We start from the raw sequence: 15,987 nt of genomic DNA, 5'->3' as shown, positions 1-15,987 counted from the left end.
GTCATTCTTCGATAAAAGAAATCTTGTCCTACAACAATCATAGGCCCGGGCAAGAAGAATATTTCTCTCTGTTTCGTTGCGCTGGAGATCATTTGCAGATAGAAATTCTGCATAAACATAAAAAACAGGTGGTTTTGTCTCATGCGCAAACTGGACCGTACCGACATCGGCATTCTCAACAGCCTTCAGGAGAATGCGCGCATCACCAACGCCGATCTGGCCCGTTCGGTCAATCTGTCGCCGACGCCGTGCTTCAACCGGGTCAAGGCGATGGAAGAACTGGGGCTGATCCGTGAGCAGGTGACCCTGCTCGATGCCGACCTGCTCGGGCTGCACGTGAACGTGTTCATTCACGTCAGCCTGGAGAAGCAGGTGGAGGAAGCTTTGCAGCATTTCGAAGAGGCGATATCCGACCGCCCGGAAGTTATGGAGTGCTACCTGATGGCCGGCGACCCGGATTATCTGATTCGGGTACTGGTGCCGACCATTCAGTCGCTCGAGCGCTTCATGATGGACTTTCTGACCAAGGTACCGGGCGTGGCGAACATACGGTCAAGCTTTGCACTCAAGCAGGTGCGCTACAAGACCGCTTTGCCGTTGCCGGCGAACGGTTTGACCCTCGGCAACTGATCGCTGAGAGGATTACAGGTAGTCATATCGATAATTCAGCTCCGTCGTATGGATCGTCTGCCCAACCGTGAATGTTTGTGCCCAGGGGGCGGGTTCATTCTCCGGGTGGAAAACCAGTGCTGTTTCATTCATGGCATCGGGATCGCCTTCCCTGGACGTGAATGCCGGGAGGCGCGGATGTTGATGCTTCCAGCGTTCCCACAACAGATCCATGTAGCAGTGATGCAGGAAGAAGACCGGGTCGTTCGGGGACGCCGCGTGTAGCATGTTGCCACCGACCCATGCATGAACCGGATTGTGCAGCTCTCTTTCTGCAACGTTTTCCCAACCGTCGGGCTCCAGCCAGTAGGGCGTCCTGTTAAGGGCAGAAATGACGGCCTCTGCCGAAGGCAGTGCGCCTTCTGCGCCCAGGTTTCGAAGCAGGCCCGTGTTTCCCGGTGCCTCGTCCCATACCGCCACTTCAAATTGAGAGTGCTCCCGGGAAAACGGGCCGGCGGTGACGCGCTGCCCCAGCGTGTTGTCGCCATTTCCCCCCATGAAATCGGAGGTGAAGGGGTTGTCGGCCCCCCCGAGTTGCCAGTTCCAGTAGGGCAGGGTGATGCCCGGATCATTGGCAGCGGCTTGCAGGGCCAGCTCGAACTGGCGAATCAGAATCCGGTGCCAGGGAAAGAACAGGGGATTGCCATGCGGATTGGGGTCCAGCGGGTTGCCCCGTCCCATCGAGTTCTTGTGGATCTGGACGAAGTCATCGTAACGACTCTGCTGACCGGGGCGCAGTACGCTGTCGACGTTGTTTTTCAGCTTGAGGATCGCTTCGATGAAGGCGGATTTTTCATCCCGGGACAGATCCCGATGGTTGCGGCGAATATCCATATTTCAAAAACTCCATTGGTTGATTGCCCAATGAAGTCTGCCTGCTGGCCGGAATTAAACCAGTTCATCGCTATCGACGCGTTATGTGGGAAAAGCTTCCTCCATCACGCCCTGTGCAGCTTTTTCCTATAACGCATTGATCGGAATCTTGAGGTACGTCACGCCATTGCCTTCCGCCGGCGGCAGATTACCCGCCCGCACATTGACCTGGATCGCCGGCAGCAACAGGGTCGGCATTCCCAACCCCGCGTCACGTCTGGTACGCATATCGACGAACGCGGCTTCGTCGACGCCATCATGCACATGGATATTGCTTTTGCGCTGTTCGCCGACGGTGGTCTGGCACTGCGAGGCGCGACCTTGCGGCGGATAGTCGTGGCAGACGTAGAGCTTCACGCTGGCGGGGAAGGCCAGCAGTTTGTGGATCGAATGGAACAGTTGATGGGCATTGCCGCCGGGGAAGTCGCAGCGGGCGGTACCGACGTCGGGCATGAACAACGTGTCACCGACCAGGATCTGCTCGCCGTCGATCAGGTAGGCCATGTCTGCCGGGGTGTGGCCGGGAACGTGCAGGGCGGTCGCCTTGAGGTTGCCGATCCTGAACGACTCGTTCGGTGCGAACAGGTGATCGAACTGTGAGCCGTCGACGCAAAACTCCGGCTCAAGGTTGAACAGAGCCTTGAACACGTTCTGCACTTTGCTGATCGATTCACCAATCGCGATCTTGCCGCCCAATTCACGACGCAGATAGGGCGCGGCGGAGAGGTGATCGGCGTGGGCGTGGGTTTCCAGCAACCACTGCACCTGCAGATTGTGGGCTCGTACGAAGGCAATGATTTTGTCTGCCTGAGCCGTACAGGTACGGCCCGCGGCACCATCGTAATCAAGCACGGAATCGACGATTGCGCACTGTCCGCCAGCGGCCTCGTAGACCACGTAGCTGTAGGTCGAGGAGGCGGGGTCGAGGAACGCTTCAATCATCGCGGGCATGGACAGGGTCCTGTGCAAATAGGTGGAAAGTCAGGGTTGCAACACTTTATGTAAACACATAATGTCCGCAGCTTAAGTGACGTTGAAGGCATCCTGCAAATGCAATCCAGTCTGACCGAATGTGAAGTCGCCCAACTGCGGGCCTCGGCCTCCAAGGCCTGTTCGCTGCTCAAGGCCCTGGCCAATGAGGATCGGCTGCTGATCCTGTGCCAGTTGACCCAGGGCGAACGCAATGTCGGCGAACTGGAAAAAATGACCGGTGTGCGCCAGCCGACCCTGTCCCAGCAATTGGGCATCCTGCGCGATGAAGGGCTGGTCGCGACCCGTCGTGAAGGCAAGTACATTTTCTACGGTCTGGCCAGTCACGAAGTGATCCAGGTAATGAAAACACTGTCCGGACTCTACTGTGGAGCCGTGCTCAAAAGCTGGGCGCAATAGACCCGGCTATCCTTGCGTGCAGCAATAAGGAACAAGCAATGAACGATCAACACTGGGGCCCATCCATCAGTGCGGACATCGTGGTCATCGGCGGCGGCACTGCCGGCATCGGTTTTGTCGCGAGCCTGCTCAAGCGCGATCCCGGCCTGAACATCACGGTGATCGAGCCGAGTGCCCAGCATTACTACCAGCCGGCGTGGACGCTGGTCGGCGGTGGGGCCTACGATGTCAGGGACACCTCCAGACCGATGAACAGGGTGATACCGCGTCAGGCTACCTGGATTCAGGCAGCCGTGACCGGCATCGATCCCGACACACGCCAACTCACCCTCAACGATCAACGTACCGTCAGCTACCAGAACCTGATCGTCTGTCCTGGTCTGCGCCTGGCGTGGGAGAAGATCGAAGGCCTGCAGGAAAGCCTCGGCCAGCACGGCGTCACCTCCAACTACAGTTATCAGCACGCGCAATACACTTGGGATCAGGTGCAGAAACTGCGCGGCGGCAAAGCGCTGTTCACCCAGCCGGCGATGCCGATCAAATGCGCCGGCGCTCCGCAGAAGGCGCTGTACCTGTCCTGCGATCACTGGCTCAAAACAGGCGTATTGAACAAGGTCGAGGTTGAATTCAACCTGGCCGGCGCGGCGTTGTTCGGCGTGGCGACGTTCGTGCCCCCGCTGATGAAATACATCGAAAAATACAACGCCCGTCTCGCGTTCAACGCCAATCTTGTCAAGGTCGACGGGCCGGCAAAAACCGCGTGGTTCGAAGTCAAGGATGCCGATGGCAACGTCACTCAGGTAGCCAAGACCTTCGATCTGCTGCACGTCGTACCGCCACAGGTCTCCCCTGACTTCATCGCACAAAGTCCGCTGGCCGACGCCGCCGGCTGGTGTGAGGTCAACCCGCACAGCCTGCAACATCCGCGTTACCCGCAGGTGTTCGCACTCGGCGATATCTGCAACACCACCAACGCGAAGACCGCTGCCGCCGTGCGCAAGCAGGTCGTGGTGGTCGCCGAGAACCTGCTGGCCCAGCGCAAGTCTCTGGCGTTGCCGCTGAAGTATGACGGCTACGGTTCCTGCCCGCTGACGGTGGAGAAGGGCAAGGTGATCCTCGCCGAGTTCGGCTACGGCGGTAAATTGCTGCCGACCTTCCCCCTCGACCCGACCGTGCCACGACGTTCCGCGTGGTGGCTGAAGGCGTCCCTGCTGCCGTGGTTCTACTGGAACGGCATGCTCAAGGGCCGCGAGTGGCTGACCGGTGTGTCCAAAGTCGACTGAGTACTCCCTATGTTGCTGGCAAGTCTGTTTGGCGTGGTGATGGGATTGATCCTCGGACTGACCGGGGCGGGTGGCGGGATTCTCGCGGTACCGGCGCTGGTGCTCGGTCTGGGCTGGACGATGACGCAGGCAGCACCGGTGGCGCTGTTCGCCGTGGGCAGTGCGGCGGCAGTCGGGGCCATCGATGGTCTGCGCCATGGGCTGGTGCGCTACCGCGCGGCGCTGTTGATCGCTGCGCTAGGCGCCGTGTTTTCGCCACTGGGCATCTACCTCGCGCACCAGTTGCCGGAGAAGGTCCTGATGATCCTCTTCAGCCTGCTGATGGTCATGGTGGCCTGGCGCATGCTGCGTCGCGAACGCCAGCAAGAGGGTCCGAGTGATCATGGCCACGCCAGTTGGGGGCAGAAGAACTGCATGCTCAATGAACAGACCGGCCGTTTCGACTGGACCGCCAAATGCACCGCAACCCTCGCAGCGCTGGGGGCGGTGACCGGTGTGGTGTCCGGACTGCTCGGCGTCGGTGGCGGGTTCCTGATCGTGCCGGCGTTCAAGCAACTGACCGATGTGCAGATGCGCGGCATCGTCGCCACGTCGTTGATGGTCATCAGCCTGATTTCCGCCATCGGCGTGATCGGTGCATTTCATGCCGGGGTGCGGATCGATCACCTGGGCATGGCGTTCATCGTGGCCAGCATCATCGGCATGATCGTTGGCCGAAAACTCTGTGCGCGGGTGCCGGCGCGGACGTTGCAGGTGGGATTTGCCAGTGTGTGCCTGGTCGTCGCCGTGTACATGTTGCTGCGGGCCTGAGTCGTTAAAGAGAAAATCGCAGCCTTGGCTGCGATTTTTTTATCACTGGTTGTACGCTGCCTCGGTGTTGTCGATCAGCGGGTTTTTCTCGGTCAGCACCACCTGCGCGATCTGATCCTTGCGCATGAACGTCACCTTCGGATGTGATTGCGCATAGCGGATGAAGCGCTCCATGGCCTCGACCATTGCCGGCGTGCCGCCGATGCGGTCGTGCAGACTCACCGACATCATCCGCCGCTTGCTTGCGCCTTCTGCATAGAGTCGATCGAACTCCAGCACCAGCTGCTGATAGAACTGCTCGGCGGAGAAATGCCGGCCTTCGATCAGCACGATGTCGTTATTGCGCAGGGTGTAGGGCACCACGGCGAATTTGCGCCCGCGAACCATGGTCACGAAGGGTTCGTCGCGGCTGACGTCATCGATGTGGTAGGTGAAATTCAGGTCCTGCAGCACCTTCAGCGTGTTGGGGCTGCGGCGCAGCCAGTTGGCGTTGTAGCCCACCGAGCGTTGGCCGGTGATTTTCTCTACCGCGGCGACGCCGTCACCGATGAACTGTTTTTCCTGGGCGTAGTTCATGTTGTACGAGTCGGCCCAGCGCATGCCGTGGGCCGCCAGCTCATGGCCGCGTTCGGCAATTGCCTTGGCCAGTTCCGGGTGCTTGAGCGCCGCTTCGCCGACCACGTGGGAGGTGACCTTGATGCCGGTGCGATCCCACAGATCGAGCATGCGCCACAGACCTTCCTTGTAACCGTAATCGAACCAGGTCTGCGCCGGCAGATCCGGGTAGCCTTTGGGCAGCGGTGTGCCGGAGAACGGACTTTCTGCGCCCTCGGGCTGGCCGCCGGTTTCGAATTGCATCGACACCGAAATCACCAGTTGCGCGCCATCCGGCCACGGGCGTTCCTGGGCGAAGGCGAGGGTGGGCAGCAACAGGGCGGCTGCCAGTAGATTTTTCAGCAGACGCGGGGAGCGTTGCCAGCGGGGCGTGGTCATAACGGGCACCTTGCAGGTTGAGAAGTGCAGCAAGGTTGGCATCCGCTACGCTTGGGAAAAATCCGCTGCGGGCGAGATGACTTTTAAACAAAATTTACGAATCCACCCCAAACCCGTGTGAGCAAGCACCCACAGGGATATGTGTTTGGCTGCCGTTTTGCGGCAAACTCAAGCCATCACCGTACAAGGCCATTCAATGAACCAATACACCCCGCGCAACTGGCAGCCTCACGAGAAGCCCAGTCTGCCCGGATCCCCCTCGACGCCGCTGCACTCCAACCCCAAGCGTCTGGCCTATGCGCTGGTGGGGTTGCTGGTGGCGTTGACCGGCGGGTTGGGCAATTCGCTGGTGGTCGCCAACCTGCCTTACCTGCAAGGCGCGCTCGGGGCGACCACGGCGGAGATGGCCTGGTTGCCGGCGGCGTACGTGATGACCAACGTTTCGATGAATCTGCTGCTGGTGAAGTTTCGCCAGCAGTTCGGGCTGCGGGCGTTCACCGAGGTGTTTCTGGTGCTGTATGCGCTGGTGACGTTCGGCCATTTGTTTGTCAATGACCTGAACTCGGCGATCGCCGTGCGTGCCGCTCACGGCATGGTCGGCGCGGCGTTGAGCTCGCTGGGCCTGTATTACATGGTGCAGGCGTTCCCGGCCAAGTGGCGGATGAAGGCGCTGGTGCTGGGCCTCGGTACATCGCAACTGGCCTTGCCACTGGCGCGACTGTTTTCCGAAGACTTGCTGCAGATCGCCGAATGGCGCGGCTTGTATCTGTTCGAATTGGGCATGGCGTTGCTGTCGCTGGGCTGTGTATTGATGCTCAAACTGCCGCCGGGTGACCGGTTCAAGACTTTCGAACCCCTCGACTTCCTCACCTTCGCGATTCTGGCCAGTGGCGTGGCTTTGCTGTGCGCCGTGTTGTCCCTGGGCCGGATCGACTGGTGGCTGGAGGCCGACTGGATCGGCATCGCCCTGGCCGCGTCGATTGCCCTGATTCTCGCGGGACTGGCCATCGAACATAACCGCAGCAACCCGATGCTGATGACCCGCTGGCTCGGCAGCGCAGTGATGATCCGCCTGGCACTGGCGGTGATCCTGATTCGCATGGTCACCTCGGAGCAATCCACCGGTGCCGTGGGCTTTATGCAATACCTGAACATGAGCAGCCAACAGCTTCATAGCCTGTATGTGGTGATGCTGATCGGCAGCGTCGCCGGCCTGCTGACCAGTGCGCTGACCATTGACCCGAAACACCTGCTGATGCCGCTGATCATCTCGCTGGCGTTGATGGCCACCGGTTCGATCATCGACAGTTCCTCGAACAACCTGACCCGCCCCGAGAACCTGTATTTCAGCCAGTTTCTGTTGGCGTTCGGCAGCACTTTTTTCCTCGGCCCGACCATGGTCCTCGGCACCCGCAACGTGCTGACCAATCCGCGCAATCTGGTGAGCTTTTCGGTGCTGTTCGGGATCTGCAACAACCTCGGCGGCCTGATCGGTGCGGCGTTACTGGGGACGTTCCAGATCGTTCGCGAGAAATTTCATTCCAGCCACATCGTCGAGCAACTGGTGCTTTCCGATCCCCGCGTCGCCGCTCGTGTGCAGAGCGGCGGTTCGGCGGTCGGCTCACTGATCGGCGACCCGAGCCTGCGCAACCTGCAAGGCATTCGCAGCCTGGCCAACGCCGCCACCCGCGAGGCCAACGTACTGGCCTATAACGATGTGTTCATGCTGATCGCGGTGATCGCGATCCTGACCATGATCTGGATTTCCATCCGCGCGCTGTGGCTGATCAGCACCACAAGAGCCGTCGCCCCGACACCTTCCGTACCTTCCAGCGGTGCCACTTCTTCATGACCGAACCGACTACCACGACCACCAATGCCATTGCCGCCACCCCTGAAGGCGTGGCGCCGCCGTCATCACCGAATACCGAGCCGCGGTCGTTGCGGGTGCGGATCATCTCGTCGCTGGGCTTTGCCGGGGTCGCCATCGTCGGTGTGCTGATCGTGCTCTATGCCTGGCAGTTGCCGCCGTTCAGCAGCGCGGTGGAGACCACTGAAAACGCCCTGGTGCGCGGGCAGGTGACGATCATCGGCCCGCAGCTCAGTGGCTATGTGTTTGAAGTGCCGGTGCAGGATTTCCAGTTTGTGAAGCAAGGGGATTTGCTGGTGCGTCTCGATGACCGCATCTATCAGCAACGTCTCGATCAGTCGCTGGCGCAACTGGCGGTGCAGAAGGCTGCGCTGGCCAATGTGGTGCAGCAGCGCAACAGCGCCGAGGCGACCATCAAGTTGCGTCAGGCGGTGGTGGCCGACAGCGAGGCGCAGTTGCGCAAAAGCGAGGCGGACCTGCGCCGCAACACGGCGCTGGTCAATGACGGCTCGGTGTCCAAACGCGAGATGGACGTGGCGCTGGCCGCCAACGCGCAAAGCATTGCATCGGTGGCCCAGGCCAAGGCCAATCTGGAAATCGCCCGGCAGGATCTGCAAACCGTGATCGTCAATCGTGGCTCGCTGGAGGCCGCAGTGGCCAGTGCCGAGGCCGCCGTGCAACTGGCGCGAATCGACCTGTCCAACACCCGCATCATTGCCCCGCGTGACGGTCAGCTCGGGCAGATCGGCGTGCGTCTGGGTGCCTACGTCAATTCCGGGGCGCAACTGATGGCGCTGGTGCCGGACCAGAAGTGGGTGATTGCCAACATGAAAGAAACCCAGATGGATAACGTGCGGGTCGGGCAACCGGTGAGCTTCACCGTCGATGCGCTGAACCATCGCAGATTCACCGGACACGTTCAGCACATCTCGCCCGGCACTGGTTCGGAGTTCGCGTTATTGCAGGCCGACAATGCCACCGGCAACTTCGTGAAGATCGCCCAGCGTGTGCCGGTGCGAGTGACCATCGATCCGGACCAACAGGAAATCGAGCGCTTGCGGCCGGGGATGTCGGTGGTGGTCAGCATCGATACGGCGAAGGGTGATACTCAGAAACACTGACCTCAGACCGCAATCATTGGCGGCAGGGTGCCGAGCACGGAAACCGCCGCCACGGCACCGATCCCCAGCAGCCACTCCAGCATCACGCTGCGCTTGAGGGTATCGACGCGCTGTTCGCAATCACGGATGCGCAAGCGATTGAACAGCGCCAGCCCCAGCATCCCGAGCACCAGCCAGGCCTTGATCAACAGGATCAGGGCGAATCCCGAGAACAACGGCGTCGGCCACCACTGGCCGGTGAGAACACGCACGTTGATCAATCCGGTGATCAGCAGGCCGGCAACCAACACATAGCCGATCCCGCTGAACCGCTGCAAGACGTAGCGCACCGTTTCGCCGGACTGGCGCAGAATCGCCACCAGCATCAACAACCCACCGAGCCAGGCGCCGACGCAGGTCAGGTGAATGACCTGATTGAGGATCAACATCTGGCCGCTGAAACCGTCGAGCATCGCCCCGTGGCCGACCGGCGCGAGGGTCATCAGCAGCAACGCGCTCAGGCCCAGCCGCAATGGCTGGCTCGAACGCCAGGGCGTAAACAGTAGCGCCAGCAACAGTGCATTGATCAGCAGGTGCCAGCGCCACACCTGGCCAAAAAACGTATGGCCCAACACCCGCTCGACAGTGTCCGGATCGAACGCCGCAGCGGCTGAACCGGCCATGCTCGCAGTGATCAGCAACGCCCAGGCAACGCCGCTGGCCAGGGCGATCGCCGCCAACCAACGAGCCAGCCGCGCCAGGTGTCGATCCAGCGCCAGCGCTTCACCCTTGAGCAGCAGGGGCCGGAACAGCCAGGCCCCGAACAGCATCAACACCACGATGAAATGCAGGAACCGGCACAGCACCAGCGCGTCATTCATGAATTACTGGCCAACCTTGAACTGATAGGCGCCTTCGCTCTTGTGCGTGTCGACCGACACCGCGTGCCATTCAACCTTGTATTCGCCAGCGGTCAACGGTGCTTCGGGGGTGACGATCAGGGTTTTCCTGTCGCCTTCGGTGGTCAGCGGCTTGATCTTCACCGGCGCGCCGTCGTGGGTCAGGATGACTTTGGTGAAGCCGGCTTCGACGCCTTCGGAAAACACCAGGCGCAAATCCGCAGGCGCGGCGACGGTGCTGTCGGCGGCCGGGGTTTCGCCTTTCAGGTGAGCATGGGCGAACGCCTGGGAAGTGACGACCAGCGAGGCCAGCAGGGCGCTGGCAGTGAGCAGTTGCTTCATCGACATGGGCAGGTTCCTTTCAGTGAAATGGCGGGCTGAGTATAGAGAGAGGATCACAGGGCTTTCAGGCGCATGTGAATGACCGGAAAAGGCCGGCCTTCGCCGTCGAGTGCTGAGCGGCCGATGTCTTCGAATCCGTAGTGCCGGTAGAAGCCGTGGGCCTGCGGATTCTGTTCATTGACGTCGACCTTCAGCAGAGGGCGGCGGACATGATTGAGCAAGCGGCGGCCGATACCTTGGCCACGCCGGGCCGGGTCGATGAACAGCATCTGCACGGTGTCGTCATCGGTGGCGATGAAACCTGCCGGGGAACGGTCGGGGTTCTCGAAGACCCAGACATCCAGCGCGGGCAGGTAGGCGTCACGCACCAGCGGGAACAACCGGTGAATGTCATCTTCCGGAAGAAAATCATGGGTGGCGCGGACCGAGCGTTCCCACAGGTCGGCAAGTTGCGGGTCGTCAGCGGCGATGCGCTTGCGAATGTTCATCGACAGGATCCTTCAGCGTCTGACAGGGTGAAGGGGGGCGATCCTAAACCAGAAAAAAGCCCAAGTGTGTGAAGAATCGTTCTCGCCTGTCGCCCCTTGCCCAGAGCGGATGCTAGTCTTCAACAACGTTGTCTTCAGGGAGCCCTCATGGGCAATCACAAGATCGAAATCCGCCGCAGCAATGTCGAGAAAATCCTTCTGGCGGCGGAAAAAGTGTTCGCCGAAAAAGGCTTCGGCGGCACCGCCATGGCTGACATCGCCGCCGAAGTGCAGCTGCCGCGCTCCAACCTGCATTACTACTTTTCAACCAAGAGCGAGCTGTACAGCGCCGTGCTGTTCGACCTGCTGGAAGTGTGGAAGCAGGACGCGCTGTGCTTCGAGATGTTCGATGATCCCCGTGTGGTGCTCAGCAGCTACATCCGCGCCAAGATGAACCACTCGCGCAGCCGGCCCTACGGCTCGAAAGTCTGGGCCAACGAAATTATCCACGGCGCGCCGACGCTGGGTGAAGCGCTGGATGTGAGCCTCTATGACTGGGCGAAGATGAAGGAAGCGAAGATCCGTCAGTGGGTGGAAGACAAGCGGATTTTGCCGGTGGAACCGTCGAGCCTGCTGTATATGATCTGGGCGTCGACCCAGCACTATGCCGACTTTGATCATCAGGTGAATATTTTGAATGAGCACCAGCCGTTGTCGGACATGCAGTTCGAGCGGGCGGTGCAGACGGTGACGAGTGTGATTTTGCGGGGGATAGGTTTGGAGCCCTGAGTCTTGTGGTGGCCGGGCTGGCCTCTTCGCGAGCAGGCTCGCTCCCACAGGGAAATGCATTCCAAAGGTGGGAGCGAGCCTGCTCGCGAAAGCGTCGGCTCAGACGCCGCTGTCCTCAAGGGCTGACATGGTAGGGATTCCTCGGATCATGATTCCAGTCCAGGAACGGCTTCCCTGTCTCCATCGGCACCATCTCGATGCAATCCGCCACCGGGCAAGTGATCTGGCACAGATTGCACCCCACGCACTCATCATCGATCACTTCATATTTGTGCGTGCCATCGGCCTGTTTCAGGCTGCTGATCGCCTGGTGTGAGGTGTCCTCGCAAGCAATGTGGCAACGCCCGCATCCGATACACGCTTGCTGATCGATCTTCGCGATCACCTGATAGTTGATGTCCAGGTACTTCCAGTCCGTGGTGTTGCCCACCGCACGCCCGGAGAACTCGGCGATGCTGGCGTAACCCTGACTGTCCATCCAGCGGGACAAACCATCCTTCATCTCATCGACAATCCGGAAACCATGCAGCATCGCCGCCGTGCACACCTGCACCGCGCCGCTGCCCAACGCGATGAACTCCGCCGCATCGCGCCAACTGCCGATGCCGCCAATGCCGCAGATCGGCAGGCCTTGAGTCTGCGGGTCACGGGCGATTTCCGCGACCATGTTCAGTGCAATCGGCTTGACCGCCGAGCCGCAATAACCGCCGTGGGTGCTTTTGCTGCCGACGGTGGGCAGGGCGACCATGTGTTCGAGGTCGACACTGGTGATCGAGTTGATGGTGTTGATCAGCGACACCGCATCGGCGCCGCCCCGATGTGCGGCGCGGGCGGCGACGCGGATGTCGGTGATGTTCGGGGTGAGTTTGACAATCACCGGCAGCGAGCAGTAAGTCTTGCACCAGCGCGTGACCTGCTCGACGTACTCCGGCACCTGACCGACCGCCGCGCCCATGCCGCGCTCCGGCATGCCGTGGGGGCAGCCGAAATTCAGCTCGATGCCGTCGGCACCGGTGGCTTCCACCAGCGGCAGGATGTGTTTCCACGACTCTTCGACGCACGGCACCATCAACGACACGATCAGCGCGCGGTCAGGCCAGTCCTTCTTCACCTGAGTGATTTCCCGCAGGTTGATTTCCAGCGAGCGGTCGGTGATCAGTTCGATGTTGTTGATGCCCAGCACTTCGCGGTTGGCGCCGTAATGCGCCGAATAACGCGACGACACGTTGACCGCCGCCGGATCCTCACCCAGGGTTTTCCAGACCACACCGCCCCATCCGGCCTCGAAGGCGCGCACCACGTTGTAGGCCTTGTCGGTCGGCGGCGCGGAGGCCAGCCAGAACGGGTTGGGGGCTTTGATACCGGCGAAGACAATCGAGAGATCGGCCATTTACGCAGCCTCCACGTTGAGCATCAGTTGAGCGTTGATCGCCTCGGCGGCGCGCTTGCCGTGTTGCACCGCTTGCACGGTCAGGTCCTGATCGAGGCTGGTGCAGTCGCCGCCGGCATACACGCCGGGGATGCTGGTGCGCAGGTTTTCATCGACCTGGATGCGTTCGCCCTGACGCTTGAGTTCGCGGGCCAGCGGGTCGGCGAGGGCGCTGCCGTCGAAGGCCTGGCCGATGGCCTTGAAGATCGCATTGGCGGCCAGTTCGAAGGTCTCACCCGTGGTTTGCAGACGACCTTCCACCAGATGGGTACGGGCGAAGCGCATGCCGCGCACCTTGCCCTGAGCGTCGAGCAGGACTTCGTCCGGTTGCGCCCAGGTCAGCAACCGCACCTGATTGGCCTTGGCGATGTCCTGTTCATGGCCGGTGGCGCCCATGTCCGCCGCGCCACGGCGATAGACCAGGTTGACGTCGCGGGCGCCGAGGCGGGCCATTTGCACGGCCATGTCGATGGCGGTGTTGCCAGCGCCGAGGACGATGCAGTGTTCGGCCAGCGGCAGTTGCGACAGGTCATCGGCCTGGCGCAGTTCGCGGATGTAGTCGGTGGCGGCGAGCAGGCCGGGGGCGTCTTCGTGAGCCAGACCCAGTTGTTTGCTCGCATTGAGGCCGAGACCGAGGAACACCGCGTCGAACTGTTGATGCAATTCGCTGAGGGTCAGATTCTCACCGAGTTTCTGTCCGTGACGGATTTCGATGCCGCCGATTTGCAGGAGGAAATCCAGTTCCTTCTGCGCGTAGTCGTCCACCAGTTTGTATTTGGCGATCCCGTATTCGTTGAGCCCGCCAGCCTTCTCCCTCGCTTCGAAAATCACCACGTCATGCCCGTGCATGGCGCTGCGATGGGCACAGGACAGACCCGCCGGGCCGGCACCGACCACGGCGATGCGTTTGCCGGTGGCGGCGGCACGCTGGAACGGATGTTCAGTGAAGTTCGCGTTGTCCACGGCGTAGCGTTGCAGCAGGCCGATCAGCACCGGTGCGCATTCATTGGCGTTGTTGCGCACGCAGGCTTGCTGGCAGAGGATCTCGGTCGGACAGACCCGGGCGCAACTGCCGCCGAGGATGTTCGCCGAGAGGATTTTCTGCGCTGCACCGGGGACGTTGTCCTGATGGATATTGCAGATGAAGGACGGAATGTCGATCTCGCTTGGGCACGCATTCACGCAAGGTGCGTCGTAGCAATACAGGCAGCGCGAGGCTTCCAGGTGCGCCTGACGGTCGTTGAGCGGCGGCGCCAGATCGGTGAAATGGCCGGCGAGGGCGGCCGCACTTTCGTGCGGGTGCGGGAGATGGTTCAGGGTCTCGATCACGGTTTTTTGCCTCACGGTTATTTGAGGTTTTCTGCCTCTGTCGGGCAGTGGTTTTGTGTTGCCTGAACGGGCCTCATCGCCAGCAGGCTGGCTCCCACATTTGGAATGCGTACACCTGTGGGAGCTAGCCTGCTAGCGAAGGCCGAAGGCCTGGGTTTCAGCGTTTAACCGCAACCGGCCTGTGCAACTCAGCCCGCTTGCTCAGCAAATCAAACACCGCCGGATACGCCGGCCGTTCGATATAGCGGCCCGCCCCACGCTCGGCGCGCAGGTCGCCGTCGGCCCAGACCACTCGGCCCTGGCTGACGGTATGGCTCGGTACGCCGGTCACGGTCTTGCCTTCGAAGATGTTGAAGTCCACCTGCTGATGGTGGGTCTTGGCGGAGATGGTGCGGGTTCCTTGCGGGTCCCACAGCACCAGGTCGGCATCGGCGCCGATGCGGATCGCACCCTTGCGCGGGTAGAGATTGAAGATTTTTGCGGTGTGGGTGGAGGTGAGGGCGACGAAGTCCTGCATCGACAACCGTCCGGTGTTCACACCTTCATCCCACAACACCGCCATGCGGTCTTCGATGCCGGCGGTGCCGTTGGGGATCTTGCTGAAATCGTCTCGCCCGGCCGCTTTCTGCTCGGCGCAGAAGCAGCAGTGGTCGGTGGCGGTGGTGTGCAGATTGCCGCTCTGCAAGCCATGCCACAGCGCCTCCTGATGCCCGCGCGGACGGAACGGCGGGCTCATCACGTAACCGGCAGCGGTTTGCCAGTCCGGGTGCTGGTAGACGCTGTCGTCCAGCAGCAGATGCCCGGCCAGCACTTCGCCGTAGACCGGTTGGCCCTTGCTGCGGGCGTAAGTGATTTCGTCGAGGGCTTCCCTGGTCGATACGTGTACCAGGTACAGCGGCGTGCCGATGGTTTCAGCGATACGGATCGCCCGGCTCGCGGCTTCGCCTTCGACCTGCGAGGGCCGCGACAGCGGATGCGCTTCCGGACCGGTGATGCCCTGGGCCATCAACTTGCGTTGCAGGTGATAGACCAGCTCGCCGTTTTCCGCGTGCACGGTCGGCACCGCGCCAAGTTCCAGGCAGCGTTCGAAACTCGCCACCAGCGTGTCGTCGGCAGCCATGATGGCGTTCTTGTAGGCCATGAAATGCTTGAAGCTGTTGATCCCGTGATGACTGACCAGCTCGGCCATTTCCTCACGCACCTGCTCGCTCCACCAAGTGATCGCGACGTGGAAGCCGTAGTCGGAAGCGGATTTTTCCGCCCAGCCACGCCACTGGTGAAAGGCTTCAAGCAGCGATTGCTGCGGATTGGGAATCACGAAATCGATGATCGAGGTGGTGCCGCCGGCCAGACCTGCGGCGGTACCACTGTAGAAGTCTTCGCTGGCCACGGTGCCCATGAAGGGCAGTTGCATGTGGGTGTGCGGATCGATGCCGCCGGGCATCAAGTACTGGCCGCTGCCGTCGAGCACTTCGGCGCCGGCGGGAATATCGAGGTTTTCACCAATGGCTTTGATCACGCCGTCAGCGCAATAGACATCGGCGCGGTAACTTTCATCATGGGTAACAACGGTGGCGCCACGGATCAACAGAGACATTCCGAGTTCCTCGCAGGCATGACCGACTTGTGCCGGTTCTAGTGTTTTATTTGTTTGCAGCGCCGAATGCGTAATCTTGTCAGTGCTGTCAGGAATAGACGCTAGTCGCAGTTCTGCAATTGATCAAGATTATTTTTTATAAGCTTAT

The 15,987-nt window shown here is 61.0% G+C and carries 16 protein-coding genes; 7 read left to right on the top strand and 9 right to left on the bottom strand.

Annotation, left to right across the window (positions count from 1 at the left end; all coding sequences use genetic code 11):
- Window positions 1–141 precede the first annotated feature (141 nt).
- Window positions 142–630 carry a Bkd operon transcriptional regulator BkdR gene (bkdR, locus tag C6Y56_RS16925; protein WP_007915088.1) on the top strand — a complete coding sequence of 163 codons (489 nt, stop codon included), beginning with the start codon at window positions 142–144 and terminating at the stop codon, window positions 628–630.
- 12 nt (window positions 631–642) lie between these two features.
- Here the strand turns inward: bkdR and C6Y56_RS16920 are convergent, their stop codons facing one another.
- Both C6Y56_RS16920 and C6Y56_RS16915 read right to left on the bottom strand, forming a co-directional pair.
- Window positions 643–1,503 carry a tyrosinase family protein gene (locus C6Y56_RS16920; protein ID WP_169430853.1) on the bottom strand — a complete coding sequence of 287 codons (861 nt, stop codon included), beginning with the start codon at window positions 1,501–1,503 and terminating at the stop codon, window positions 643–645.
- A 126-nt stretch (window positions 1,504–1,629) separates the two neighbouring features.
- Complete coding sequence (locus C6Y56_RS16915) at window positions 1,630–2,493, bottom strand: MBL fold metallo-hydrolase (protein WP_169430852.1); 864 nt, start codon at window positions 2,491–2,493, stop codon at window positions 1,630–1,632.
- Between the two features lie 99 nt (window positions 2,494–2,592).
- Here C6Y56_RS16915 and C6Y56_RS16910 point away from each other — a divergent pair, with 99 nt between their 5' ends.
- Genes C6Y56_RS16910 through C6Y56_RS16900 form a run of 3 tightly spaced genes read left to right on the top strand, consistent with a single transcriptional unit; the run spans window position 2,593 to window position 5,024 of the window.
- Entirely contained in the window at window positions 2,593–2,931 is a 339-nt protein-coding gene (locus tag C6Y56_RS16910; RefSeq protein WP_007952897.1) for an ArsR/SmtB family transcription factor, read from the top strand.
- Between the two features lie 38 nt (window positions 2,932–2,969).
- Window positions 2,970–4,214: an NAD(P)/FAD-dependent oxidoreductase gene (locus C6Y56_RS16905; RefSeq protein ID WP_169430851.1), complete on the top strand. Its 1,245-nt coding sequence runs from the start codon at window positions 2,970–2,972 to the stop codon at window positions 4,212–4,214.
- 9 nt (window positions 4,215–4,223) lie between these two features.
- Window positions 4,224–5,024 carry a sulfite exporter TauE/SafE family protein gene (locus C6Y56_RS16900; protein WP_169430850.1) on the top strand — a complete coding sequence of 267 codons (801 nt, stop codon included), beginning with the start codon at window positions 4,224–4,226 and terminating at the stop codon, window positions 5,022–5,024.
- 42 nt (window positions 5,025–5,066) lie between these two features.
- On the opposite strand, the gene C6Y56_RS16895 is transcribed toward C6Y56_RS16900, so the two are convergent.
- Window positions 5,067–6,017, bottom strand: a complete 951-nt coding sequence (locus C6Y56_RS16895; protein WP_169430849.1) for a polysaccharide deacetylase family protein — start codon at window positions 6,015–6,017, stop codon at window positions 5,067–5,069.
- Window positions 6,018–6,213: 196 nt separating this feature from the next.
- On the opposite strand from C6Y56_RS16895, the gene C6Y56_RS16890 reads away from it, so the two are divergent.
- Window positions 6,214–7,869 (top strand): MFS transporter, encoded by a 1,656-nt coding sequence (locus C6Y56_RS16890; RefSeq protein ID WP_169430848.1) that lies wholly within the window; start codon window positions 6,214–6,216, stop codon window positions 7,867–7,869.
- Window positions 7,866–9,008: an HlyD family secretion protein gene (locus C6Y56_RS16885; protein WP_169430847.1), complete on the top strand. Its 1,143-nt coding sequence runs from the start codon at window positions 7,866–7,868 to the stop codon at window positions 9,006–9,008. Before C6Y56_RS16890 ends, C6Y56_RS16885 begins: the two co-directional genes overlap by 4 nt.
- A 2-nt stretch (window positions 9,009–9,010) precedes the next feature.
- Here the strand turns inward: C6Y56_RS16885 and copD are convergent, their stop codons facing one another.
- From copD to C6Y56_RS16870, 3 genes are read right to left on the bottom strand one after another with little or no spacing between them, the layout of a single operon-like run.
- Window positions 9,011–9,868 carry a copper homeostasis membrane protein CopD gene (copD, locus tag C6Y56_RS16880; RefSeq protein WP_169430846.1) on the bottom strand — a complete coding sequence of 286 codons (858 nt, stop codon included), beginning with the start codon at window positions 9,866–9,868 and terminating at the stop codon, window positions 9,011–9,013.
- Between the two features lie 3 nt (window positions 9,869–9,871).
- Window positions 9,872–10,234, bottom strand: a complete 363-nt coding sequence (gene copC / locus C6Y56_RS16875) for a copper homeostasis periplasmic binding protein CopC (RefSeq protein ID WP_169430845.1) — start codon at window positions 10,232–10,234, stop codon at window positions 9,872–9,874.
- A 47-nt stretch (window positions 10,235–10,281) separates the two neighbouring features.
- Window positions 10,282–10,716, bottom strand: coding sequence for a GNAT family N-acetyltransferase (locus C6Y56_RS16870; RefSeq protein ID WP_169430844.1), 435 nt, complete (start codon window positions 10,714–10,716; stop codon window positions 10,282–10,284).
- Window positions 10,717–10,863: 147 nt separating this feature from the next.
- On the opposite strand from C6Y56_RS16870, the gene C6Y56_RS16865 reads away from it, so the two are divergent.
- On the top strand, window positions 10,864–11,484 hold the full coding sequence (locus C6Y56_RS16865) for a TetR/AcrR family transcriptional regulator (protein ID WP_038365564.1): 621 nt from the start codon (window positions 10,864–10,866) through the stop codon (window positions 11,482–11,484).
- A 115-nt stretch (window positions 11,485–11,599) separates the two neighbouring features.
- Here C6Y56_RS16865 and preA read toward each other — a convergent pair whose 3' ends face one another.
- The 3 genes from preA to hydA all read right to left on the bottom strand — a co-directional run bounded on the left by preA (window position 11,600) and on the right by hydA (window position 15,839).
- Complete coding sequence (preA, locus tag C6Y56_RS16860) at window positions 11,600–12,874, bottom strand: NAD-dependent dihydropyrimidine dehydrogenase subunit PreA (protein WP_169430843.1); 1,275 nt, start codon at window positions 12,872–12,874, stop codon at window positions 11,600–11,602.
- Complete coding sequence (locus tag C6Y56_RS16855; RefSeq protein WP_169430842.1) at window positions 12,875–14,242, bottom strand: NAD(P)-dependent oxidoreductase; 1,368 nt, start codon at window positions 14,240–14,242, stop codon at window positions 12,875–12,877. It abuts the gene before it with no gap.
- Window positions 14,243–14,399: 157 nt separating this feature from the next.
- Window positions 14,400–15,839, bottom strand: coding sequence for a dihydropyrimidinase (hydA, locus tag C6Y56_RS16850; protein WP_169430841.1), 1,440 nt, complete (start codon window positions 15,837–15,839; stop codon window positions 14,400–14,402).
- Window positions 15,840–15,987 lie beyond the last annotated feature (148 nt).

The organism is Pseudomonas fluorescens (assembly GCF_012974785.1).
In the GTDB taxonomy this organism is placed as follows: Bacteria; Pseudomonadota; Gammaproteobacteria; order Pseudomonadales; family Pseudomonadaceae; genus Aquipseudomonas; species Aquipseudomonas fluorescens_BT.
The sequence above is the reverse complement of the archived record's forward strand: the minus strand, read 5'-3'. Positions and strand labels throughout refer to the sequence as shown.